Below are 23051 nucleotides of genomic sequence, written 5' to 3'. Positions count from 1 at the left end.
AATCCATGTACTGCGTCATGATTGGCGCTTTCAGATCCAGCTTCAACGGCTAGCTTCTCGAAAACTTCACACCCTCCATAAAAAGCAAGAGCGGCTTTTTACTGCGGCTGCTCCAGTTTTTGTCGGAGCTAACGAGCCGTTTCAGCTTTTCATCAGCCTTTTCAGTTTTTTTGCAGCGTATTGCATGCTATAATGGAAAAGGATGTTAGATCGATAGTACATGGAGAAAGTAGGATAGCGGATGTACTTACCTAAGGAGAAAGAAATTATTCAAATCAAGAGCTACAAACATGATGGATCACTTCATCGTACTTGGAAAAAAACAGTTGTCTTGAAATCGACAGAAAACGTTATTATCGGTGGAAACGATCACACGCTAGTGGTAGAATCGGACGGTCGCAAATGGGTGACTCGCGAACCTGCCATTTGCTATTTCCACAGTGAATACTGGTTTAATGTGATTTCAATGATTCGAGAAGACGGGATTTATCACTACTGTAACTTAGGTACGCCTTTTGCATCAGATGAGGAAGCGGTCAAATATATTGACTATGATCTGGATATTAAAGTTTTTCCAGACGGCCGATTCCATCTACTAGATGAAGGCGAATACGAACAACATAGAAGACAGATGAAATATCCAGACTCAATCGATCGTATACTGCGACACAATGTAGATGTATTATCTCACTGGATTTTGGACAAAAAAGGCCCATTTTCTAAAGATTACATTGACATTTGGTATGAAAAGTATAAAGAATATCGCTAAAATTGTAGTAAAAAACACGTAAAACAAGCTCTCTTAATGGAGATCTCGTTTTACGTGTTTTTGTTTAGTAAATCGTTTCTATAAGTGTTTCTAATGATTGGCGCTTTTTATCACGACTTGGTGGATTTGCACGATAACCAAAGGCTAACATGGCAGAAACCCCAAATTCTTCACTATTTATCACGTTCTTATCAGCCAGTAATTGCTCCACAGCTTTCATATCGAATCCTTCAATCGGACAAGAATCGATACCAATGGCCGCAGCGCTCGTCATCATGTTTGCCATTGCTAAGTAGGCTTGACGACTAGCCCAATCAAATACGCGGCGATCATCTACGAGCAAATCGAAATCATTCTTCAAAAAATTACCGAAATGTGCTGTATAAGCCTCTGCAACCTCAGCAGGCATTTCCAAAACATGATTCACTTGATTTTGAATATAATCTGACTCAGGCAGCAACGATTCTTTTTTGCGGGATAGGATAATTAAAAATTTGTCAGCAGTCGGTAATTGCGTTTGTGCGCCCCAAGCAAGTGGCATGATTTCTTGACGCAAAGTTTTGTTTTCCACAACGAGGATCTTCCAAGGCTCCAAACCGAAAGAAGAAGGTGATAATCTCCCAGTTTCCAAAATGAATTCGAAATCCTCATCAGAAATATTTTTCGTTGTATCGAATACCTTACACGCGAACCGGTAGTGAAATGCATTTATAATTTCTTGTTTTGTTGACATCTGAATATTCCTCCTAAATTTTTGACTTCTCAAGTATACCAAGTACAATTAAAAAAGGAAGTATGCACATTTTTGTTAGATAGGCACATTTTTAATACTATAAGGAGGCTGAATATGCAAAAACGTAAAACAGAATTTTCATGTGGGGCAGATGTTACGTCCTCCGTGATCGGCGGCAAATGGAAATTACAGATTTTGACTCACCTGATGAGAAGAACCACGCGTTTCAACGAGTTTCGCCGGCTTATTCCAGAAATCACACAACGCATGCTCACATTACAATTGCGAGAATTAGAGCAGGACGGCGTTGTTCATCGTAAAATATATCATCAGATTCCGCCAAAAGTTGAGTACAGTCTAACCGAATTAGGTATCTCGATGGTGCCACTCATCCAAGTAATGTGCGATTGGGGAATAAAGAATGAACAAATAATCAGTCAAAATCGTATCACCGCGAACCAAATAAAAGAACCGAGCCAGCTCTGAAGCTAACTCGGTTTTTCGCGTTTATTCATGCACATCGATATCAATTTTATTATCTTTATTATGTCGTAATTTGAAGCTATGCATTAATTTTTCCAGATAATCAACTGTTTCCTGATAAGCAAAGACACAAGCGATAATCCGCATTAAATGGTACTGATCAATGCCCTCATCATCGTCTTCCTTATCAATAACCTTCATTTCATTCAAGAACAACCGCATCAAATCTTGCGGGTCTTGCGCCAAATGTTTCTCTGCATAATGCAAATCCACAGAAACCTTATCAATATACGTTAAAAGAAGCTGCTCATGCGTATCCGTCAAATAATCAATTTGCCAGCGAATCACCTCTTGTTTATCAGGAGGTAGCTGTAAAAAGTCATTTTCATAGCGGTGCAGTATTTTTAACAACTCATAACCTTTTTGAGAACACAGGATCATTTGCCGGTAGATCGCTATTTTTCGTGATTTAGAAACCCTCGTTCGCCTCAGAAAAGTTCGCTCTTCCTGATATAACTCGTAGTAGCTCGTCATTTGCTTAATTTGCTTTTGCATCCACTTCATATCTTTCTTAAGGAGTGGAAAATCAGCAGCGTGCCTTAAATTAAGCTTAATCCAGCGCATAATCTCATCATTCGTACTGTAAATAAATTGGAATAACGTTTCTTCATATTTGGGAGGCAAGAAAATGAGATTCACAATAAACGCCGCGACAAGCCCCAGCATAATCGTACCAAACCTAGTGAGGGCAATCATCAAGAAGTCATTTGTTGGCGAGTCCATCACAATAACCAACGTCACAAGCGCAAGACCAATCGTGCTTTCAAGCTTAAACTGAATTAGCAAAGCGACACAAATAATAGATGCGACCCCGATTAAAATAAAGTCATTACCAATATAAAGTCCGAAACCAATCGCGATTGCAGCACCAATAATATTACCCTGTCCTCGCTTCAAAATTTCTAAATAAGACCGATAGATGGATGGTTGCACTGCGAAAATGGCCGAAATCCCTGCCAAAGAAGGCGAAGGGGAGTGGCAAAGTTGGGCAATAAAAAGTGCTAAGCTAATCGCAATTCCTGTTTTTAGAATCCTAGCCCCAAATTTCATCGCTGATTATTCCTTTCTTTCATGTATTAGAGTACAGGTTATCCTAAACTCATTTCTTCTATATATATCCGTAAATTGGACTTTGCAAACAAAATTAAGCCGTCATTTTTGCAAAAACGCGTTCCACAGCAGCGATTGTTTCGTCGATATCCGCCTGCGTATGAGCTGTAGTAATGAACCAAGCTTCATATTTGGAGGGAGCAAGCATAATTCCTTCTTTCAACATCAACTTAAAGAATTGGCCAAATTGCTCACCATCTGTCGCTTGCGCATCAGCATATGTCACAATTTCTTGATCCGTGAAGTACACAGTAAGCGCGCCTTTAATCTGGTTGATCGTAATCGTTATATGATGTTTTTCCGCAGCATCTAAAATCCCTTTTTTCAGAGAAGCTCCGAATTTGTCAAAGCGATCATATATCCCATCTTCCTGCAAAACTTCCAAACATGCAATTCCCGCCTGAATAGAAGCTGGATTTCCCGCCATCGTTCCTGCTTGATATGCTGGGCCAAGCGGTGCCACTTTTTCCATAATATCGATTCGCCCACCATAAGCGCCAATCGGTAAACCACCACCAATAATTTTTCCAAGGGCAGTCAAATCAGGTGTTACATGCAGCAAATTTTGCGCGCCACCATACATGAAACGAAACGCGGTAATCACTTCATCGTAAATAACGAGCGCACCAGCATCGTGCGTTAATGTATTAACTTCTTCTAAAAAGCCAGGAACCGGCCCAACAATTCCGAAATTCCCAATAATCGGCTCGACTAAAACGGCCGCAACTTGGTCTCCCCAAACGCGCAAAGCTTCTTTAAAACTCGTGATGTCATTAAAAGGAACCGTGATTACCTCTTTTGCAGTCGCCGTCGTAACCCCAGCCGAATCAGGCGTACCGAGTGTAGAAGGTCCAGAACCAGCCTCGACCAACACCAAGTCAAAATGCCCGTGATACGAACCAGCAAATTTAATTACTTTATCACGACCTGTGAAAGCACGAGCAACCCGGATCGTCGTCATCACAGCCTCTGTTCCCGAATTGGTAAAGCGAACTTTCTCTAAGGAAGGAATAGCCTCTCTCAACATGTTCGCAAACGTAACCTCATGGCGTGTAGGTGTTCCATATAAGATACCAGTTTCCGCCGCATGTGTAATAGCTTTTGTAATATGCGGATGTGCGTGCCCCGTAATGATCGGACCGTAAGCCGCCAAATAATCAATATATTTATTACCGTCCACATCCCAAAAATAAGCACCATTTGCACGTTCCATCGCAACAGGGACGCCACCGCCAACTCCTTTATAAGAACGAGAAGGACTATTCACACCACCAACAATACAGTCCAGCGCCTGTGTATGTAATTTTTCTGACTCAGAATGTTTCATTTTTCAATACATCTCCTTCATAAAATAACTTCCTCTCTTATTTTAGTGTAAATGGAGAGGAACTGCAATGATATAGAAGCAAGTTGATTGTTTAAGACACGAAAAGAGTTTAAAATAAGAAGGACAGAAGAGGAGTGATACATTTGAATATTCTTTTTACAATGGCAATTCCAACTGATTTAAAACAAAAACAAGAGCAACAATTCCCCGAACATACTTACAATTACATAGAAGATATAGCACTATACGAAAATTTAGCGGAAATAGATTGCATCGTGTCCTACGGTTCAGACATAACAGAAGCAGTTCTCGAAAAAGCAAAAGGATTGCGCTGGCTCATGGTATTTTCAGCGGGCGTAGAAGAACTTCCTCACGCAAAACTTCAAGAAAAAAATATCATAGTCACCAATGTTCGCGGTATTCACGCGATCCCGATGGCCGAATTCACAATGGCGTACATGTTATCTCACGTGAAAAAGCTATCCGATTTTGCCTCGAATCAAGCGAAATCAATCTGGGACCGGTCCATAGAGACGTTTGAATTAGCCGAACAAACAGTCATCGTCGTTGGAACAGGTGCTATCGGAAGCCAAATATCTCATTTAGCCCAAGTCTTCCAAATGAACGTTATCGGTGTCAACACGAGTGGTAAACCTTCCAAAGCCTTCGATAAAGCAATTGCAATTGAAAACCTAAAGGACATTCTACCCGATGCTGATTTTGTAGTATCCGTTTTGCCCGAGACCAAGGGAACGATAAATCTATATCAACGAGCTCATTTTGAGGCTATGAAAAAAACAGCAGCATTTATTAATATAGGTCGCGGATCCGCTGTTTCAGAAGAAGTCTTGCAAGAAGTAGCCAAGCAGCAACTCATTGATCACCTGTATCTAGATGTAACTCCAATAGAACCATTACCAAGCGATCATGCCCTGTGGACTTTCCCAAACGTAACGATTACCCCACACGTATCAGCACTTTCACCGAAGTATCTCTATAGAAGTTTCGAGATCTGGCTAGAAAATATGGAAAAATTTCAAAAGAAAGAACCATTATTAAATACAATTAATTTAAAAAGAGGGTACTAAACCGCGCGCAGAAAAACCAATAACAGCCTAATGTTGACAGACCTAGCATTTGTTCGGTAGAATAGTGGTAGTATACAATCTATTTAAATTAAGCGAGAAAGGAGTGCATGACGGTGTCTAATTCTCATTTACGAGAAGCAATAGATGTCTTGAAAAAAACTGGAGTCAGAATAACTCCTCAACGTCATGCTATACTTGAATTCTTAATTAATGCCGATACCCATCCTACCGCCGACGAGATTTACAGAGCGCTTGAAGGGAACTTCCCCAATATGAGTGTAGCTACAGTCTACAATAATCTACGCGTATTCCGAGAAGCAGGACTAATTAAAGAATTACCATATGGCGATTCATCTAGCCGATTTGATTTTTCTACATCCGAACATTACCATGCGATTTGCAACGAATGTGGTAAAATTGTAGATTTTCATTATCCAGGTTTAGATGAAGTGGAACATTTTGCTGCTAGTGTTACAGGATACGAAGTGAATAAACATAGATTAGAAGTCTATGGAACTTGTCCAGAGTGTCAAGAAAAAGCAAAATCAAACACTTGAAATTATAAATACATCCAGTAAAACCATCATTTCAGTAGAATTGGTGGTTTTCTTTTTTTGAAATGCATAAAACTATAAATTTTTATGCAAAAAATTTATAAAATCATAAATGGCATCACAGCAATGTTTAATGCATACATTTTTGTGGAATTAAAGTATAGAACGAAAAAAAAATTAAATAAAATGCATAACTTGGTTGACATTAGTAAGATTAATTGATATATTAGTTCTCGGCGCTACTAACCAACACTTTTACACAGAAAAACATCACAAAATAAATTATAAAAAAATGTTGACAGATAAGTGCTTGAATGGTATGATTTAAAAGTCGCGAAAAACAAAACAACATAAGTGATAGCAACGCGATAATGACCTTTGAAAACTGAACAGAAACAAAGATAAAACCAATAGAGACAGCGATGTTTCTAGGTAAGAATCGCAGGGCGGAAATAGAAAGCTATTTCCAAAAGTAATACTAGTAAAGTAATTTGCTAGCGAAGTCAATTTGACGCAAGGATCTTATTCACGGTGTTGAATAAGTATTCAGATTCATCTTTAATTTTAAAGAGAGTTTGATCCTGGCTCAGGACGAACGCTGGCGGCGTGCCTAATACATGCAAGTCGAACGAACCGAAGAAAGAGCTTGCTCTTTCCGACGTTAGTGGCGGACGGGTGAGTAACACGTGGGCAACCTGCCTGTAAGTTGGGGATAACTCCGGGAAACCGGGGCTAATACCGAATGATAACAAGCGTCGCATGACGTCTGTTTGAAAGATGGTTTCGGCTATCGCTTACAGATGGGCCCGCGGTGCATTAGCTAGTTGGTAGGGTAATGGCCTACCAAGGCAACGATGCATAGCCGACCTGAGAGGGTGATCGGCCACACTGGGACTGAGACACGGCCCAGACTCCTACGGGAGGCAGCAGTAGGGAATCTTCCGCAATGGACGAAAGTCTGACGGAGCAACGCCGCGTGTGTGAAGAAGGTTTTCGGATCGTAAAGCACTGTTGTTAGAGAAGAACAAGGATAAGAGTAACTGCTTGTCCCTTGACGGTATCTAACCAGAAAGCCACGGCTAACTACGTGCCAGCAGCCGCGGTAATACGTAGGTGGCAAGCGTTGTCCGGATTTATTGGGCGTAAAGCGAGCGCAGGCGGTTTCTTAAGTCTGATGTGAAAGCCCCCGGCTCAACCGGGGAGGGTCATTGGAAACTGAGAGACTTGAATGCAGGAGAGGTAAGTGGAATTCCACGTGTAGCGGTGAAATGCGTAGATATGTGGAGGAACACCAGTGGCGAAGGCGGCTTACTGGCCTGTAATTGACGCTGAGGCTCGAAAGCGTGGGGAGCAAACAGGATTAGATACCCTGGTAGTCCACGCCGTAAACGATGAGTGCTAAGTGTTAGGGGGTTTCCGCCCCTTAGTGCTGCAGCTAACGCATTAAGCACTCCGCCTGGGGAGTACGACCGCAAGGTTGAAACTCAAAGGAATTGACGGGGGCCCGCACAAGTGGTGGAGCATGTGGTTTAATTCGAAGCAACGCGAAGAACCTTACCAGGTCTTGACATCCTTTGACCATTCTGGAGACAGAACTTTCCCTTCGGGGACAAAGTGACAGGTGGTGCATGGTTGTCGTCAGCTCGTGTCGTGAGATGTTGGGTTAAGTCCCGCAACGAGCGCAACCCTTAATTTTAGTTGCCAGCATTTAGTTGGGCACTCTAAAGTGACTGCCGGTGCAAGCCGGAGGAAGGTGGGGATGACGTCAAATCATCATGCCCCTTATGACCTGGGCTACACACGTGCTACAATGGATAATACAAAGGGTTGCCAAACCGCGAGGTCGAGCTAATCCCATAAAATTATTCTCAGTTCGGATTGTAGGCTGCAACTCGCCTACATGAAGCCGGAATCACTAGTAATCGTGGATCAGCATGCCACGGTGAATACGTTCCCGGGCCTTGTACACACCGCCCGTCACACCACGAGAGTTTGTAACACCCGAAGTCGGTAGGGTAACCTTTATGGAGCCAGCCGCCGAAGGTGGGACAGATAATTGGGGTGAAGTCGTAACAAGGTAGCCGTATCGGAAGGTGCGGCTGGATCACCTCCTTTCTAAGGAAAAGGAAACCTGCTTTTGTTTTATCTTCTGTTTTGTTCAGTTTTGAGAGGTCAATTCTCTCTAAAGAAGAAAGTTGTTCTTTGAAAACTAGATAAGAAAGTTAGTAAAGTGCGGTATAAGTCTTTGACTTGTACCAACCAAGTAAGAACCGAGAATCAACTGAAAGTAACCTTTCAACTAACCGATACGGCCATCGCTGGCTCGTAGACGTTAGGAACATACCCGTGGCGAGTTCGAAAGAACAACGACCCACATGGTTAAGTTAGAAAGGGCGCACGGTGGATGCCTTGGCACTAGGAGCCGAAGAAGGACGGGACTAACACCGATATGCTTTGGGGAGCTGTACGTAAGCGTTGATCCAGAGATTTCCGAATGGGGGAACCCACTATCTTTAGTCGGATAGTATCCTTACGTGAATACATAGCGTAAGGAAGGCAGACCCAGGGAACTGAAACATCTAAGTACCTGGAGGAAGAGAAAGAAAAATCGATTTCCTGAGTAGCGGCGAGCGAAACGGAAAGAGCCCAAACCAAGAAGCTTGCTTCTTGGGGTTGTAGGACACTCTATACGGAGTTACAAAAGAAAGTGGTAAACGAAGTGGTCTGGAAAGGCCCGCCAAAGAAGGTAACAGCCCTGTAATTGAAATCATTTTCCCTCCAGAGTGGATCCTGAGTACGGCGGAACACGTGAAATTCCGTCGGAATCTGGGAGGACCATCTCCCAAGGCTAAATACTCCCTAGTGACCGATAGTGAACCAGTACCGTGAGGGAAAGGTGAAAAGCACCCCGGAAGGGGAGTGAAACAGTTCCTGAAACCGTGTGCCTACAAGTAGTTAGAGCCCGTTAATGGGTGATAGCGTGCCTTTTGTAGAATGAACCGGCGAGTTACGATTTGTTGCAAGGTTAAGCGGAAAAAGCGGAGCCGTAGCGAAAGCGAGTCTGAATAGGGCGCATGAGTAACAGGTCGTAGACCCGAAACCAGGTGATCTACCCATGTCCAGGATGAAGGTGAGGTAATACTCACTGGAGGTCCGAACCCACGCACGTTGAAAAGTGCGGGGATGAGGTGTGGGTAGCGGAGAAATTCCAATCGAACCTGGAGATAGCTGGTTCTCTCCGAAATAGCTTTAGGGCTAGCCTCGAGGTAAAGAGTCGTGGAGGTAGAGCACTGTTTGGACTAGGGGCCCTTCTCGGGTTACCGAATTCAGATAAACTCCGAATGCCATGTACTTATACTCGGGAGTCAGACTGCGAGTGATAAGATCCGTAGTCGAAAGGGAAACAGCCCAGACCACCAGTTAAGGTCCCAAAATATATGTTAAGTGGAAAAGGATGTGGGGTTGCATAGACAACCAGGATGTTGGCTTAGAAGCAGCCACCATTGAAAGAGTGCGTAATAGCTCACTGGTCGAGTGACCCCGCGCCGAAAATGTACCGGGGCTAAACATATTACCGAAACTGTGGATGAACATCTTTGGATGTTCGTGGTAGGAGAGCGTTCTAAGGGCGGTGAAGTCAGACCGGAAGGACTGGTGGAGCGCTTAGAAGTGAGAATGCCGGTATGAGTAGCGAAAGACGGGTGAGAATCCCGTCCACCGAATATCTAAGGTTTCCTGAGGAAGGCTCGTCCGCTCAGGGTTAGTCGGGACCTAAGCTGAGGCCGATAGGCGTAGGCGATGGACAACAGGTAGATATTCCTGTACCAGTGCTGTTTGTTTGAGCAATGGGGTGACACAGAAGGATAGGGAATCGCACGGATGGAAATGTGCGTCCAAGCAGTGAGTGTGAGAAGTAGGCAAATCCGCTTCTCGCGAAGCATGAGCTGTGATGGGGAAGGAAATTAAGTACGGAAGTTCCTGATTTCACGCTGTCAAGAAAAGCCTCTAGTTAGAATAGTACTGCCCGTACCGCAAACCGACACAGGTAGATGAGGAGAGAATCCTAAGGTGAGCGAGAGAACTCTCGTTAAGGAACTCGGCAAAATGACCCCGTAACTTCGGGAGAAGGGGTGCTCTATTAGGGTGAAAGCCCGAGAGAGCCGCAGTGAATAGGCCCAGGCGACTGTTTAGCAAAAACACAGGTCTCTGCAAAACCGTAAGGTGACGTATAGGGGCTGACGCCTGCCCGGTGCTGGAAGGTTAAGAGGAGTGCTTAGCGCAAGCGAAGGTACGAATTGAAGCCCCAGTAAACGGCGGCCGTAACTATAACGGTCCTAAGGTAGCGAAATTCCTTGTCGGGTAAGTTCCGACCCGCACGAAAGGCGCAACGATCTGGGCACTGTCTCAACGAGAGACTCGGTGAAATTATAGTACCTGTGAAGATGCAGGTTACCCGCGACAGGACGGAAAGACCCCGTGGAGCTTTACTGCAACCTGATATGGAATGTTTGTACCGCTTGTACAGGATAGGTAGGAGCCGAAGAGACGTGAGCGCTAGCTTACGAGGAGGCAATGGTGGGATACTACCCTGGCTGTATGACCATTCTAACCCACCACGCTTAGCGCGTGGGGAGACAGTGTCAGGTGGGCAGTTTGACTGGGGCGGTCGCCTCCTAAAGAGTAACGGAGGCGCCCAAAGGTTCCCTCAGAATGGATGGAAATCATTCGCAGAGTGTAAAGGCACAAGGGAGCTTGACTGCGAGACTGACAAGTCGAGCAGGGACGAAAGTCGGGCTTAGTGATCCGGTGGTTCCGCATGGAAGGGCCATCGCTCAACGGATAAAAGCTACCCCGGGGATAACAGGCTTATCTCCCCCAAGAGTCCACATCGACGGGGAGGTTTGGCACCTCGATGTCGGCTCGTCGCATCCTGGGGCTGTAGTCGGTCCCAAGGGTTGGGCTGTTCGCCCATTAAAGCGGCACGCGAGCTGGGTTCAGAACGTCGTGAGACAGTTCGGTCCCTATCCGTCGCGGGCGCAGGAAATTTGAGAGGAGCTGTCCTTAGTACGAGAGGACCGGGATGGACACACCGCTGGTGTACCAGTTGTTCCGCCAGGAGCATCGCTGGGTAGCTATGTGTGGCAGGGATAAACGCTGAAAGCATCTAAGCGTGAAGCCCCCCTCAAGATGAGATTTCCCATTTCTTCGGAAAGTAAGATCCCTGAAAGAAGATCAGGTAGATAGGTTTGGAGTGGAAGTATGGCGACATATGGAGCGGACAAATACTAATCGATCGAGGACTTAACCACATGTAATATGGAGGATCGGACTCCGAACGGTCACGCACAGACCGACTTTCTTATCTAGTTTTGAGAGAACAGCGTTCTTTCTATCAAAACATTGTCTGGTGGTTACGGCGAAGAGGTCACACCCGTTCCCATCCCGAACACGGAAGTTAAGCTTTTCAGCGCCGATGGTAGTAGGGGGCTTCCCCCTGTGAGAGTAGGTCGCCGCCGGGCAATGTACATATTTTGGGGGCTTAGCTCAGCTGGGAGAGCATCTGCCTTACAAGCAGAGGGTCAGCGGTTCGATCCCGTTAGCCCCCATTTAATCAGGCCGGCTTAGCTCAGTTGGTAGAGCAACTGATTTGTAATCAGTAGGTCGCGAGTTCGACTCTTGCAGCCGGCACCATATTTTTCACAGTATATATTTTGTATTGTGAGCCGTTAGCTCAGTTGGTAGAGCATCTGACTTTTAATCAGAGGGTCGATGGTTCGAGCCCATCACGGCTCATTTTTGCGGGTGTGGCGGAATTGGCAGACGCACCAGATTTAGGATTTGGCGCCGCAAGGTGTGAAGGTTCAAGTCCTTTCACCCGCACTATTATATTATGGTGCGGAAGTAGCTCAGTGGTAGAGCACCACCTTGCCAAGGTGGGGGTCGCGGGTTCGAACCCCGTCTTCCGCTCCAAATTTCAGTTGCCATTATTAAGTTTCCAAAGCCGGGGTGGCGGAACTGGCAGACGCACAGGACTTAAAATCCTGCGGATAGTGATATCCGTACCGGTTCGATTCCGGTCCTCGGCACCATTAATTATATTATGCGCCCGTAGCTCAACTGGATAGAGTACTTGACTACGAATCAAGCGGTTAGAGGTTCGACTCCTCTCGGGCGCACTTTCGGGAAGTAGCTCAGCTTGGTAGAGCACTTGGTTTGGGACCAAGGGGTCGCAGGTTCGAATCCTGTCTTCCCGACCATTAAGAAATATCCCTAATTTTATTATGAAGGGGCCTTAGCTCAGCTGGGAGAGCGCCTGCTTTGCACGCAGGAGGTCAGCGGTTCGATCCCGCTAGGCTCCACCAACTTTCTTGAGATAAAGGTATGTAAATATTATGGCGGTGTAGCTCAGATGGCTAGAGCATTCGGTTCATACCCGAAAGGTCGTGGGTTCGACTCCCTCCGCCGCTACCTTTAATTTTGGACCTTTAGCTCAGTTGGTTAGAGCAGACGGCTCATAACCGTCCGGTCGCAGGTTCGAGTCCTGCAAGGTCCACCATCACTATTATCATTTTATCATGGAGGAATACCCAAGTTTGGCTGAAGGGATCGGTCTTGAAAACCGACAGGCGGGTAAGACCGCGCGGGGGTTCGAATCCCTCTTCCTCCTTTTTCTACTTAGTGATTTGTGGATAAAATATTATTATTGTCGCGGGGTGGAGCAGTCTGGTAGCTCGTCGGGCTCATAACCCGAAGGTCGCAGGTTCAAATCCTGTCCCCGCAATTAGTGGTTCCGTGGTGTAGGGGTTAACATGCCTGCCTGTCACGCAGGAGATCGCGGGTTCAAATCCCGTCGGGACCGCTTTACATATGGCTTGGTAGCTCAGTTGGTAGAGCACTTGATTGAAGCTCAAGGTGTCGGCAGTTCGATTCTGTCCCAAGCCACCTTTTTACTATTAATTTGTATCTTAAGCCGGCTTAGCTCAGTTGGTAGAGCAACTGATTTGTAATCAGTAGGTCGCGAGTTCGACTCTTGCAGCCGGCACCATATTTATCATAGCGGCGGCTATGGCGAAGTGGTTAACGCACCTGATTGTGGTTCAGGCATGCGTGGGTTCGATTCCCACTAGCCGCCCTTGTAAGTAGTTTTAATTTGGATGATGCGGGTGTAGTTTAGTGGTAAAACTACAGCCTTCCAAGCTGTTGTCGTGGGTTCGATTCCCATCACCCGCTCTTTGTTTTTTTATGGGCCTATAGCTCAGCTGGTTAGAGCGCACGCCTGATAAGCGTGAGGTCGATGGTTCGAGTCCATTTAGGCCCACCATATTTTATTATTCCACAGTAGCTCAGTTGGTAGAGCAATCGGCTGTTAACCGATCGGTCGCAAGTTCGAGTCTTGCCTGTGGAGCTTGTAATTTGTTTATATTGGGGAAGTACTCAAGTGGCTGAAGAGGTGCCCCTGCTAAGGGTATAGGTCGTTAACGCGGCGCGAGGGTTCAAATCCCTCCTTCTCCGCCAGTATAAAATAAAAGATGCGAATTGAAATTAATAATTATGGCCCGTTGGTCAAGCGGTTAAGACACCGCCCTTTCACGGCGGTATCACGGGTTCGATTCCCGTACGGGTCATCGCTGATTAAAAAGAACAATGTCATAAATGACATTGTTCTTTTTAATGCAAAAAATTCATAGGAGGATAGGTATGAAAAGTAATAATTTTAAATTGGCTCTTTGTCAATTGTTGGGGTGAAATATCGAAGTACAAGCTAGAGAAACAATGGCTTGTACCTCTTTTTAACCTACAGAAATGTCAAAATCTTTGATAAAATGCTGGGCAAGTATTTTGGCACGGAATCGTGAAAAGTTTTGATAGCCATAAGAAGTGCGCTTGATAACTTTGGTTCGGTTGTTAATTCCTTCTACGAAACCATTGGACAGATGTGGGTAAATGAAGGCATTGATGATTTCTGTTTCCCAGCGTCGGAAAGTACCGATAGCTTTTATGAATTCTGGAAGCTGTTTGTCTTGTACGAGTTGATAGAAATCGTGTAAGGATTGACGAACGTCGTGGCGTTCTTGTGCTTTATTGGCATCAAACCAAGCCTGATAGGCTTCCTTGATGGTGTAGGCGGTTTGTAGATCAGGGTGCAAGCTTAAGTAACGGCGAATGATGCTTTTTTGCGCTGTGTCCAGCTTATGAGATCGCTTGAAAAGGAGTTTTTGTATCCGTTTCCCGTGTTTTCGATCTTTTTCTGAAAAACGTTGTTGGACACGAACGCGGACTTTATTCAGCGCCCAATAGATGTAGCGAGAGAAGTGGAAAGAATCGGCAATAATAACTGGTTTGTCAAGGGCTTGTTGCACGGCGTTTTTGAAGGTCGAACTCAAATCCATGATAACCATCTCTACCTGATGCCCGCGTTCTCTTAAATAACGTTGAATGGTTTTGGCGCGACGGTTTTCTAAGATATCAATGGGGCGACGAGTCATGGGATCAGCGATAATGAGTTGAAATTTGCCTTTGTCGGTATCTCCCTTGAACTCATCGATAGCGATGACCTTAGGAAGAGAGACGGGAGGCGTGGAAAAGGCTTCTGTACGCGCGTCGAATAGACGCATAATTTTAGGTGCGGTGGTCCCAAATGTTTTAGCAGTATAAGTAAAGGACGGAGCGGAAATACTATGAAAAAGGGCCGCTTGGTGCCAAAGCGTTGAAAAACGCTGATAGCGTGCCACAAGTCCTTGATTTTTTTCATCAAATGATTTTCCGCAGGAACAAGCATATCTGCGTTTTCGATAGTGCACATAGACACGTTTTTCTGCGACTTTTAGATGTTGGAAAGTGTGCGTACGATAGTCTTTAATGCGATCTGTCCGTGTTTTACAAGAGGGGCAGGCATGTTTTTTTCGTTTTAGTTGGATATGAATGTGGCAGATATGATTTTCAATCGAATAATCAAGAAGTTGGATGTTTTTATTTTCTAAACCGATGAGTTGTATGATAAAATGGTCTGGCATGGTAATATCGCTCCTTTGGATTGGGTTTCGTCACTTTTATCTTAAAGGATTTTGATATTACTGTGTATTTTTTTGTCTTGAAATGAGAACAAAAAAATGCTGAGGTAGATTATTTTCTACCCCAACATTTATTATAGAACCTGGGTATAAGCCTATTATTATTGTGGGTGGGGGACTTGTGGCCGTTGCGTTGCTTTTGTTCCCAATGTGGTTTAATTTATATTTTTGGTTTTTCTTACGTTTGGTGATCGGGGTTGGGGATCATATGCTGCATTTTTCATCGCAAACTTGGATTGGTGCCATGAGTCACCCGTCAAAACGTGGTCGTAACATGGCGATATATGGCTTGTTTTTCTCGTTAGGTTTTGCAATTGGACCGCAATTAGTAAATTTGATGGCTATTAATGTGAATTTGCCATTCTTTATATCAGGTATAATGGTAGTCATTGCATGGACACTTGTTTGGGCTTTGAAAAATGAATTTGTTGGAGAGCAGGCTGTTATTCGAGAAATTTCATTCTTTGGTAGTTTGAAACGTTTTTCGGAAGTGTTTAAAATGGCTTGGATTTCGATGATTCCACCTTTTGTTTATGGTATTTTGGAAACGGCGTTGAATGCTACTTTCCCAATTGTAGGGCTTCGAGATGGTATTCCACAGGCGATGGTTGTGACGATTATTTCTTCCTTTTCTGTTGGTACGATTTTATTCCAAGTTCCGATTGGGATTTTGAGTGATAGGGTTGGTCGGGCTAAGGTTTTGCCAATATTTGTGGGAGCGGGAGCTGTTGTTTTTTTTGTGACGGCGTTTGTTTCTAATAGTATTGTATTGATTGGGATGTTTTTCGTATTAGGGATTTTACTTGGGTCGATGTATTCGTTAGGCTTGTCTTATATGACAGATTTGACGCCGCTTGAGTTGTTGCCTGCTGGAAATATTTTAGTAGGGATGAGCTTTAGTTTGGGAAGTATTATTGGGCCTTCTACGACTGGGATTATGATTGGATTATTTGGAAATGATGTATTTTATTTTGTGATCACGGGGCTTTTGATAGCAGCGTTTTTGGCTTTGTTTTTTGGGAATATTCGTAAAAATTCGAGCTTGGCGTGATATTTTTAGTTGACAGGAATTTGATGGGATGGTAATATAAGTTCAACACATTCGAACTGGATGTAATTAATTTCATATAATAACTCTTATTGTGAGTGGTAGAGGGACTGGCCCTGTGAAACCCAGCAACCTTTCAATTTTTTGAAAAGGTGCTAAATCCTGCGAAGTGTGATGCTTCGAAAGATAAGAGAGTGAATACGTGTCTGCAAAATTCGGATATTCGTAGCCTCTCTGGTCTTGACTGGGGAGGCTTTTTATATGAAAAAAATAATAAGGGAATGGTGATGTGAAATGGCAAAAGTTCAAAGTTCAAATTTAGGGTATCCGCGTTTAGGTGAGAAACGGGAGTGGAAGAAGGCGCTTGAGAATTATTGGAATCATAAGATTTCTGAAGAGCAATTACTTTCTGAAACTAAAGAATTGCGTTTACATGCTTTGAAGAAACAGCAGGACAAAGGGATTGATTTGATTCCTGTCGGGGACTTTTCTTTTTATGATCACATTTTAGATACGAGTATTACGTTTGGGATTGTGCCAAAACGATTCAATTATGAGGCTGGGAAAGTGGATCTTGATACATATTTCGAGGTTGCGCGGGGGAATGATGGTGCGGTTGCTTCGGAGATGACGAAGTGGTTTAATACGAATTATCATTATATTGTGCCGGAACTTGTGGATGCGAAGCCGCAATTGACGGAAAATCGGGCGTTGTTTTATTATGAGGAAGCAAAACGAGAACTAGGGATTGATGGTAAGCCGGTGCTTGTTGGACCGATTACTTACTTGAAATTGGCGAAGGGGAATGATGATTTTAAGGGGTTGTTAAGTCAGTTAGTTCCGCTTTATGGTCAGGTTTTGAAGGAGTTGCAGGATGCTGGTGCGAAGTGGGTACAGATTGATGAGCCTTACTTAGCCACTAGTTTTGATAAGGAGGAGTTAGCGGTTTTTGAGGCGGTTTATGCTTCGCTTAAGGCAGTTGCTCCTAGTTTGAAGATTGAATTGCAAACCTATTTCGAAAGTCTTGATTATTTCGAAGATGTTGTGAAACTGCCGGTAGACGCGATTGGTGTGGATTTTGTGCATGACCATGGGGAATCGATTGAAGCGCTTGAGAAATTTGGATTTCCTGAGGATAAAATTTTGGCGGCTGGGGTGATTGATGGACGGAATGTGTGGCGTGCGGATTTGGATGCGAAATTGGAATTGCTTGAGCGAATTGCAAAAGTGGTGCCGAAAGATCGCTTAATCGTACAGCCTTCGAGTTCTTTGTTGCATGTGCCGGTGACGAAAGCCAGTGAGCCAGACTTAGATGAGGTATTGCTTGGTGGGTTATCGTTTGCGGATGAGAAATTACTGGAATTAGTGGCGCTGACGAAGGCGTTGAATGATGGGGATGTGACGGCGGAATTTGCGGATGCGAAAGCGGCATTGGATGCAATTAATGGATCGCATCACCGAAATAATGCGGAGGTTCAGGAAGCGATTCGCAATTTGGAAAATGTGGAAGTGAAGCGTGATTTACCATTTGCGGAGCGGATTAAGTTGCAACACGCGTGGTTGCAGTTGCCGTTATTGCCAACGACGACGATTGGTAGTTTTCCGCAGTCGCCTGAGGTTCGGAAAAAACGTTCGGACTGGTTGAAAAAAGTGATTACGGATGCGGAATATGAGAAATTTATTGAGACGGAGACGGAGCGTTGGATTCGAATTCAAGAGGATTTGGACTTGGATGTGTTGGTGCATGGTGAGTTTGAAAGAACGGATATGGTCGAGTATTTTGGTCAGAAGTTGGATGGTTTCCAGGCGACGAAATTTGGTTGGGTGCAGTCTTATGGATCGCGCGCGGTGCGTCCGCCATTGGTTTACGGGGATGTGGCGTTTACGGAAGCCATTACGGTGAAGGAAAGTGTTTATGCGCAGTCGTTAACGGATCGTCCTGTGAAGGGAATGTTGACGGCACCGGTGACAATTATCAACTGGTCGTTTGTGCGTGATGATGTGCCGGATTATGTGGTTGCTAATCAAGTTGGTTTGGCGCTACGTAAAGAGGTGGAGGCGCTTGAGGAGGCTGGAATTCGCGTGATTCAGGTAGATGAGCCGGCGCTACGTGAAGGGTTGCCATTGAAGCGTTCAAGATGGCAGAAATACTTGGATGATGCGGTTTATTCGTTCAAATTAACAACGACTTCGGTTAAAAATGATACGCAGATTCATACGCATATGTGTTATGCGGAGTTTGAGGATATTATCGATACGATTAGCGCGCTGGATGCGGATGTTATCTCGATTGAGACGTCTCGCAGTCATGGTGAAATTATTGAAACGTTTGAGAAGGTTGGGTATGATAAGGAAATCGGATTGGGTGTATATGATATTCATAGTCCGCGTGTTCCGACGACCGGTGAGATTCAAGAAAATATCCGCCGAGCGTTAAAAGTGATTGATGCGCGCCAATTCTGGGTGAATCCGGATTGTGGTTTAAAAACGCGTAAAGAGAAGGAAACGATTGAGGCGCTTCGCGATATGGTGAATGCGACGAAAGAGATTCGTGAAGCGTATAAAGTGATAAAATAATAGCAAAATTAGGCGCTAGGAACGGCATCATGTTGCTACTCCTGGCGCTTTTTAAATTGATGGAGGGGATTGGAATGACAAAGTTAAAAAAAGAAACAATTGTAGCGCAAATTGGAAATCGGAAAAGTGGAGCGACTGGTGCTGTAAACATGCCGATTTATTTGTCGACTGCATACCGTCATGAAGATCTTGGTGTTTCAACGGGGTATGATTATACGAGAACGGGAAATCCGACGCGTGAGGTTTTGGAAGAGGCGCTGGCGACATTGGAAAATGGGACGGCTGGTTTTGCGACGAGTTCGGGTATGAGTGCGATTCAGCTTATTTTCACATTGTTTGCGAGTGGTGATCATATTATTTCTTCACGGGATTTATATGGCGGTACATATCGTTATTTTGAATTGATTGCGAAAAAGTATAAAATTGATTTTTCTTATTGGGAGTCAACGGATTTGGCTGATTTGGAAGGGTTGCTGACGCCTGCGACAAAGGCTGTGTTTATTGAGACGCCGACGAATCCTTTGATGGTGGAGACGGATCTCGCGGCGGTTGTAGCTTTTGCGAAAAAGCATGATTTGTTAGTGATTGTGGATAATACGTTTTTGACGCCGATTTTGCAGCAACCGCTGGATTTGGGTGCGGATATCGTTTTTCATAGTGCGACGAAGTATCTTGGTGGGCATAATGATGTGCTTGCGGGTGCGGTGATTGTGAAGGACGAGGAATTGGCTGTGCAATTGCGTGATTTCCATAATTCGATTGGTGCGGTGCTTTCGCCGTTTGATAGTTGGTTGTTAATGCGAGGATTGAAGACGCTTGTTTTGCGGGTGGAGCAGCATCAGAAAAATGCGCGAAAAGTGGCGGAATTTTTGGAAGGACACGAGGCTGTGACAAAGGTGCTTTATCCTGGAAAGGGCGGCATGGTGAGTTTCTTGATTAAGGATGCTGCGCTTGTTTCGCCGTTGTTGCGGAGTTTGGAGTTATTTACGTTTGCGGAGAGTTTGGGCGGCGTGGAGAGTTTGATTACGTATCCGGTGACGCAGACGCATGCGGATGTGCCACGCGAACTTCGGGAATCTTATGGGCTGACGGATGAGTTGTTGCGAATTTCGGTTGGGATTGAAAATAGCGATGATTTAATTGCGGATTTGGATCAGGCTTTTGCGGCTGTTTTGAAAGAGGGGGTGGGCGTGCATGAGTGAGAAGTTTTCTTTTAATACGAAGGTTGTGCATGCGAGTCTTGGGATTGATGAGGCGACTGGTGCTCTCAATACACCGCTTCATTTGTCATCGACGTTTCACCAGCCGGATTTTGATAATTATCATGAATTTGATTATGCGAGATCGGGAAATCCGACGCGTCAGGCTGTGGAAGATGCGATTGCAAAATTGGAAAATGGGACGCATGGTTTTGCGTTTGCGACTGGGATGGCAGCCATTTCTGCAGCATTGTTGACGTTGTCGCAAGGGGATCATTTTATTATTTCTGGAGATGTGTATGGCGGTACGTTTCGGCTGACGGAGCAAATTTTGCCGCGGTTTGGGATTACGCATACGTTTGTGGATATGGGTGATTTGGATGCGGTGGCAGCGGCTTTTCAGGAGAATACGAAGTTGGTTTATGTGGAGACGCCGTCGAATCCATTGATGCGTATGACGGATATTGCGGCGGTGGCGCGACTTGCGAAGGAGCATGCTTGTTATACGTTTGTGGATAATACGTTTTTGACGCCGGCTTTGCAACGACCGCTTGATTTGGGTGCGGATCTGGTCGTGCATAGTGCGACGAAATTTATCGGTGGGCATAGTGATATTCTGGCGGGGCTTGTGGTGACGAATAACGAGGAACTCGCGAAACAGGTTTACTTTATGCAAAATTCGACGGGTGGCGTGCTCGGTGTTCAGGATTGCTGGTTGTTATTGCGCGGACTTAAGACGCTTGCTGTGCGGATGAATGTAGGCACAGATTCAGCGCAAAAACTGGCGGAATTTTTGCAAGGCGATGATCGGGTGAAAGAGGTTTTTTATCCTGGTTTGGCTAGCCATCCGGATTATGATATTCAGCAGAAACAGGCGGATTCGGCGGGCGCGGTTTTGTCATTTGACCTCGGTAGCGAAGAGGCAGCGCGCCAGTTTGTGAATCATGCGAAATTGCCAGTATTTTCGGTGAGTTTGGGCGCGGTAGAGAGCATTTTATCGTACCCTGCGCGGATGTCGCATGCGGCGATTCCAGAAGAAGAACGGTTGAAACTTGGTATTACGCCAGGATTATTACGCTTTTCGGCGGGGCTTGAGGATATTGCGGATGTTATCGCGGACTTCGAACAAGCGCTTGCTTATACAGTGGAAAGGAGTGCTCGGTGATGAATTTACGCCGCGATTTAAGTGAAAAAGTTTTAATTGCTGATGGTGCAATGGGTACGCTGCTTTATTCTTACGGAGTTGACCGTTCCTTTGAAGAGTTGAATTTATCACATCCAGATGATATTGTTGCGATCCATCGGGCTTATATCGAGGCCGGGGCGGATATTATTCAAACGAACACGTATAGCGCGAACTATATTAAGTTATCGCGATACGGATTACAAGATGATATTAAAAAAATTAATCAGGCGGCTGTGCGGCATGCAAAAGAGGCGGCGCGCGGGACTGGTGTGTATATTTTTGGTACGATTGGCGGGATTAATGGGGCAAATGATGCTCGAATTGCGGCGCCGAGTTTGGAAGAGATTAAGCGTAGTTTTCGGGAGCAATTGTATTGTCTGTTACTTGAAGGTGTGGATGCGATTTTGCTGGAGACGTATTATGATCTTGAGGAACTGAAAACGGTGTTAAAAATTACACGTGAAACGACGGACTTGCCGATTGTGGCGAATGTGTCGATGCATGAACCGGGGCTTTTGCAAAGTGGGCAAACGTTGGCATCCGCATTACAGGAATTGGCGGATTTGGGCGCGGATGTCGTTGGCGCGAATTGTCGACTTGGTCCATATCATATGTCCAAAGCGCTTGAGAGTGTGCCGTTGCTCGAAAATGCCTATTTGGCAGCTTATCCGAACGCGAGTTTACCTCAAATGGATGAGGGAAAAGTCGTTTATCAGACGGAAACGGATTATTTTGAGCAGTATAGCGAGATTTTCAGGCAGGAAGGTGTGCGTTTGATCGGTGGTTGTTGTGGAACGACGCCGGACCATATTCGGGCGCTACGACGAGGTTTGAAGTCGATTAAACCGGTGACGTCAAAAGTGGTTCATCCGATTTTGGAATTGGCGGAGTTGGATGCGGCGGAGGACGCGGGTGTGCGGCTTACGGATAAAGTGAAGGAGCAGTACACGGTGTTGGTGGAGCTTGATCCGCCGCGGACATTTGATACGGCGAAATTTTTCGAAGGGGCGCAGAAGCTTGATGCTGCGGGTGTGGATGCGATTACGATTTCGGATAATTCGCTTGCGACGCCGCGGATTAGTAACATGGCGCTGGCGGCGATTTTGAAGCAGGAGTATGATATTCGGCCGCTCATTCATTTGACGACGCGGGATCATAATTTGATCGGGATGCACTCGCATATCATGGGTTTTCATAAGTTGGGGATTCAGGATGTGCTGGCGGTGACGGGAGATCCGAGTAAAGTTGGCGATTTTCCAGGTGCGTCATCGGTGTTTGATTTACGATCGGTGGAACTTGTGCAGTTGATTAAGAAGTTCAATGATGGGATTTCCTATACCGGGAAATCGTTGAAGGAGAAGGCACGATTCCAAGTGGCGGCTGCGTTTAATCCGAACGTGCTGAAGCTAGATAAGGCGGTGCGTTTGATTGAGCGTAAAGTAGAATATGGTGCTGATTATATTATCACGCAACCGATTTATGATACGGAAAAAGCGGTACAGCTGAAAGAAGCGCTGGTTGATGCTGGGATTACGGTTCCTGTTTTTGTTGGTGTGATGCCGTTACTTTCGAGTCGGAATGCTGAGTTTCTGCACAATGAAGTTCCTGGTATTCGATTGACAGATGAAGTCAGAGAGAGAATGCGAGAAGCTGATAAGAGTGGAACAGGTCGCGAAGAAGGTATGGCGATTGCGAAGGAAATTCTCGACGCGATTTGCGAACATTTTAATGGGGTTTACATTATTACACCGTTTTTACGTTACGATTTATCGATTGAATTGACGAAGTATGTGCAGAGTAAGGAAAAAATCAGTGAGCAAACAGTATAAGTTGAGGCGAGGAATCC

General features: G+C 45.0%; 12 protein-coding genes, 22 tRNA genes, 3 rRNA genes, 1 pseudogene and 1 riboswitch. Of the genes and pseudogenes, 34 read left to right on the top strand and 4 right to left on the bottom strand.

What is annotated here, in order from left to right; translation table 11 throughout:
* Nucleotides 1–241 precede the first annotated feature (241 nt).
* Nucleotides 242–769: a nucleoside tri-diphosphate phosphatase gene (gene ntdP, locus UE46_RS10560; RefSeq protein WP_036062731.1), complete on the top strand. Its 528-nt coding sequence runs from the start codon at nt 242–244 to the stop codon at nt 767–769.
* Between the two features lie 64 nt (nt 770–833).
* On the opposite strand, the gene UE46_RS10555 is transcribed toward ntdP, so the two are convergent.
* Complete coding sequence (locus UE46_RS10555) at nt 834–1502, bottom strand: NAD(P)H-dependent oxidoreductase (RefSeq protein ID WP_036062728.1); 669 nt, start codon at nt 1500–1502, stop codon at nt 834–836.
* Between the two features lie 114 nt (nt 1503–1616).
* On the opposite strand from UE46_RS10555, the gene UE46_RS10550 reads away from it, so the two are divergent.
* Nucleotides 1617–1988, top strand: a complete 372-nt coding sequence (locus tag UE46_RS10550; protein WP_036062726.1) for a winged helix-turn-helix transcriptional regulator — start codon at nt 1617–1619, stop codon at nt 1986–1988.
* A 21-nt stretch (nt 1989–2009) separates the two neighbouring features.
* Here the strand turns inward: UE46_RS10550 and UE46_RS10545 are convergent, their stop codons facing one another.
* The gene (locus UE46_RS10545) at nt 2010–3095 is read right to left on the bottom strand and encodes an FUSC family protein (protein WP_036062724.1); all 1086 of its coding nucleotides are present in this window, start codon (nt 3093–3095) and stop codon (nt 2010–2012) included.
* 94 nt (nt 3096–3189) lie between these two features.
* The gene (locus UE46_RS10540) at nt 3190–4482 is read right to left on the bottom strand and encodes a glutamate-1-semialdehyde 2,1-aminomutase (protein WP_036062720.1); all 1293 of its coding nucleotides are present in this window, start codon (nt 4480–4482) and stop codon (nt 3190–3192) included.
* A gap of 143 nt (nt 4483–4625) precedes the next feature.
* Here UE46_RS10540 and UE46_RS10535 point away from each other — a divergent pair, with 143 nt between their 5' ends.
* The 27 genes from UE46_RS10535 (at nt 4626) to UE46_RS10405 (ending at nt 13749) form a co-directional block, all read left to right on the top strand.
* Complete coding sequence (locus UE46_RS10535) at nt 4626–5570, top strand: D-2-hydroxyacid dehydrogenase (protein WP_118907601.1); 945 nt, start codon at nt 4626–4628, stop codon at nt 5568–5570.
* 107 nt (nt 5571–5677) lie between these two features.
* On the top strand, nt 5678–6127 hold the full coding sequence (gene perR / locus UE46_RS10530) for a peroxide-responsive transcriptional repressor PerR (protein ID WP_036062718.1): 450 nt from the start codon (nt 5678–5680) through the stop codon (nt 6125–6127).
* A gap of 560 nt (nt 6128–6687) precedes the next feature.
* Nucleotides 6688–8239, top strand: a 16S ribosomal RNA gene (locus UE46_RS10525).
* Between the two features lie 262 nt (nt 8240–8501).
* Nucleotides 8502–11433 (top strand): 23S ribosomal RNA (locus UE46_RS10520).
* Between the two features lie 94 nt (nt 11434–11527).
* A 5S ribosomal RNA gene (rrf, locus tag UE46_RS10515) occupies nt 11528–11643 on the top strand.
* Together the 16S, 23S and 5S rRNA genes with 22 tRNA genes alongside form the textbook arrangement of a ribosomal RNA operon.
* 14 nt (nt 11644–11657) lie before the next feature.
* Nucleotides 11658–11730 (top strand) — tRNA-Val (locus UE46_RS10510).
* 9 nt (nt 11731–11739) lie between these two features.
* Nucleotides 11740–11815, top strand: a tRNA-Thr gene (locus UE46_RS10505).
* A 29-nt stretch (nt 11816–11844) separates the two neighbouring features.
* Nucleotides 11845–11917, top strand: a tRNA-Lys gene (locus tag UE46_RS10500).
* Between the two features lie 5 nt (nt 11918–11922).
* A tRNA-Leu gene (locus UE46_RS10495) sits at nt 11923–12004 on the top strand.
* A gap of 15 nt (nt 12005–12019) precedes the next feature.
* A tRNA-Gly gene (locus tag UE46_RS10490) sits at nt 12020–12094 on the top strand.
* 30 nt (nt 12095–12124) lie between these two features.
* Nucleotides 12125–12213: transfer RNA gene (locus UE46_RS10485), tRNA-Leu, on the top strand.
* A 13-nt stretch (nt 12214–12226) separates the two neighbouring features.
* Nucleotides 12227–12300: transfer RNA gene (locus tag UE46_RS10480), tRNA-Arg, on the top strand.
* Between the two features lie 4 nt (nt 12301–12304).
* Nucleotides 12305–12381, top strand: a tRNA-Pro gene (locus UE46_RS10475).
* Nucleotides 12382–12410: 29 nt separating this feature from the next.
* Nucleotides 12411–12486: transfer RNA gene (locus tag UE46_RS10470), tRNA-Ala, on the top strand.
* A 32-nt stretch (nt 12487–12518) separates the two neighbouring features.
* Nucleotides 12519–12592, top strand: a tRNA-Met gene (locus UE46_RS10465).
* A gap of 11 nt (nt 12593–12603) precedes the next feature.
* A tRNA-Ile gene (locus tag UE46_RS10460) sits at nt 12604–12680 on the top strand.
* A gap of 21 nt (nt 12681–12701) precedes the next feature.
* Nucleotides 12702–12791: transfer RNA gene (locus UE46_RS10455), tRNA-Ser, on the top strand.
* Between the two features lie 40 nt (nt 12792–12831).
* Nucleotides 12832–12905, top strand: a tRNA-Met gene (locus tag UE46_RS10450).
* A gap of 5 nt (nt 12906–12910) precedes the next feature.
* Nucleotides 12911–12983: transfer RNA gene (locus UE46_RS10445), tRNA-Asp, on the top strand.
* A 10-nt stretch (nt 12984–12993) separates the two neighbouring features.
* A tRNA-Phe gene (locus tag UE46_RS10440) sits at nt 12994–13066 on the top strand.
* Between the two features lie 27 nt (nt 13067–13093).
* A tRNA-Thr gene (locus tag UE46_RS10435) sits at nt 13094–13169 on the top strand.
* A 14-nt stretch (nt 13170–13183) separates the two neighbouring features.
* A tRNA-His gene (locus tag UE46_RS10430) sits at nt 13184–13256 on the top strand.
* 27 nt (nt 13257–13283) lie between these two features.
* Nucleotides 13284–13354, top strand: a tRNA-Gly gene (locus UE46_RS10425).
* A 14-nt stretch (nt 13355–13368) separates the two neighbouring features.
* A tRNA-Ile gene (locus tag UE46_RS10420) sits at nt 13369–13445 on the top strand.
* 11 nt (nt 13446–13456) lie between these two features.
* A tRNA-Asn gene (locus UE46_RS10415) sits at nt 13457–13529 on the top strand.
* Nucleotides 13530–13548: 19 nt separating this feature from the next.
* Nucleotides 13549–13639: transfer RNA gene (locus UE46_RS10410), tRNA-Ser, on the top strand.
* A gap of 38 nt (nt 13640–13677) precedes the next feature.
* Nucleotides 13678–13749 (top strand) — tRNA-Glu (locus UE46_RS10405).
* A gap of 165 nt (nt 13750–13914) precedes the next feature.
* Here UE46_RS10405 and UE46_RS10400 read toward each other — a convergent pair.
* Complete coding sequence (locus UE46_RS10400; RefSeq protein ID WP_118907600.1) at nt 13915–15138, bottom strand: ISL3 family transposase; 1224 nt, start codon at nt 15136–15138, stop codon at nt 13915–13917.
* Between the two features lie 142 nt (nt 15139–15280).
* Here UE46_RS10400 and UE46_RS10395 point away from each other — a divergent pair.
* The 5 genes and pseudogenes from UE46_RS10395 to UE46_RS10375 all read left to right on the top strand — a co-directional run.
* Nucleotides 15281–16246 (top strand): annotated as a pseudogene (locus UE46_RS10395) (MFS transporter); the annotation flags it as partial.
* Between the two features lie 83 nt (nt 16247–16329).
* A riboswitch (SAM riboswitch) is annotated at nt 16330–16436 on the top strand.
* A gap of 101 nt (nt 16437–16537) precedes the next feature.
* Nucleotides 16538–18820: a 5-methyltetrahydropteroyltriglutamate--homocysteine S-methyltransferase gene (gene metE / locus UE46_RS10390; protein WP_036060858.1), complete on the top strand. Its 2283-nt coding sequence runs from the start codon at nt 16538–16540 to the stop codon at nt 18818–18820.
* A 74-nt stretch (nt 18821–18894) separates the two neighbouring features.
* Complete coding sequence (locus UE46_RS10385; protein WP_036060871.1) at nt 18895–20022, top strand: aminotransferase class I/II-fold pyridoxal phosphate-dependent enzyme; 1128 nt, start codon at nt 18895–18897, stop codon at nt 20020–20022.
* The gene (gene metC / locus UE46_RS10380) at nt 20015–21184 is read left to right on the top strand and encodes a cystathionine beta-lyase (RefSeq protein WP_036060859.1); all 1170 of its coding nucleotides are present in this window, start codon (nt 20015–20017) and stop codon (nt 21182–21184) included. The genes UE46_RS10385 and metC overlap by 8 nt, the downstream gene beginning before the upstream one ends.
* Nucleotides 21184–23034 carry a bifunctional homocysteine S-methyltransferase/methylenetetrahydrofolate reductase gene (locus tag UE46_RS10375; protein ID WP_036060861.1) on the top strand — a complete coding sequence of 617 codons (1851 nt, stop codon included), beginning with the start codon at nt 21184–21186 and terminating at the stop codon, nt 23032–23034. The genes metC and UE46_RS10375 overlap by 1 nt, the downstream gene beginning before the upstream one ends.
* Nucleotides 23035–23051 lie beyond the last annotated feature (17 nt).

Origin of the sequence: Listeria weihenstephanensis, from assembly GCF_003534205.1 — a bacterium.
Lineage (GTDB): Bacteria > Bacillota > Bacilli > Lactobacillales > Listeriaceae > Listeria_A > Listeria_A weihenstephanensis.
This window is presented reverse-complemented; position numbering and strand designations above follow the sequence as displayed.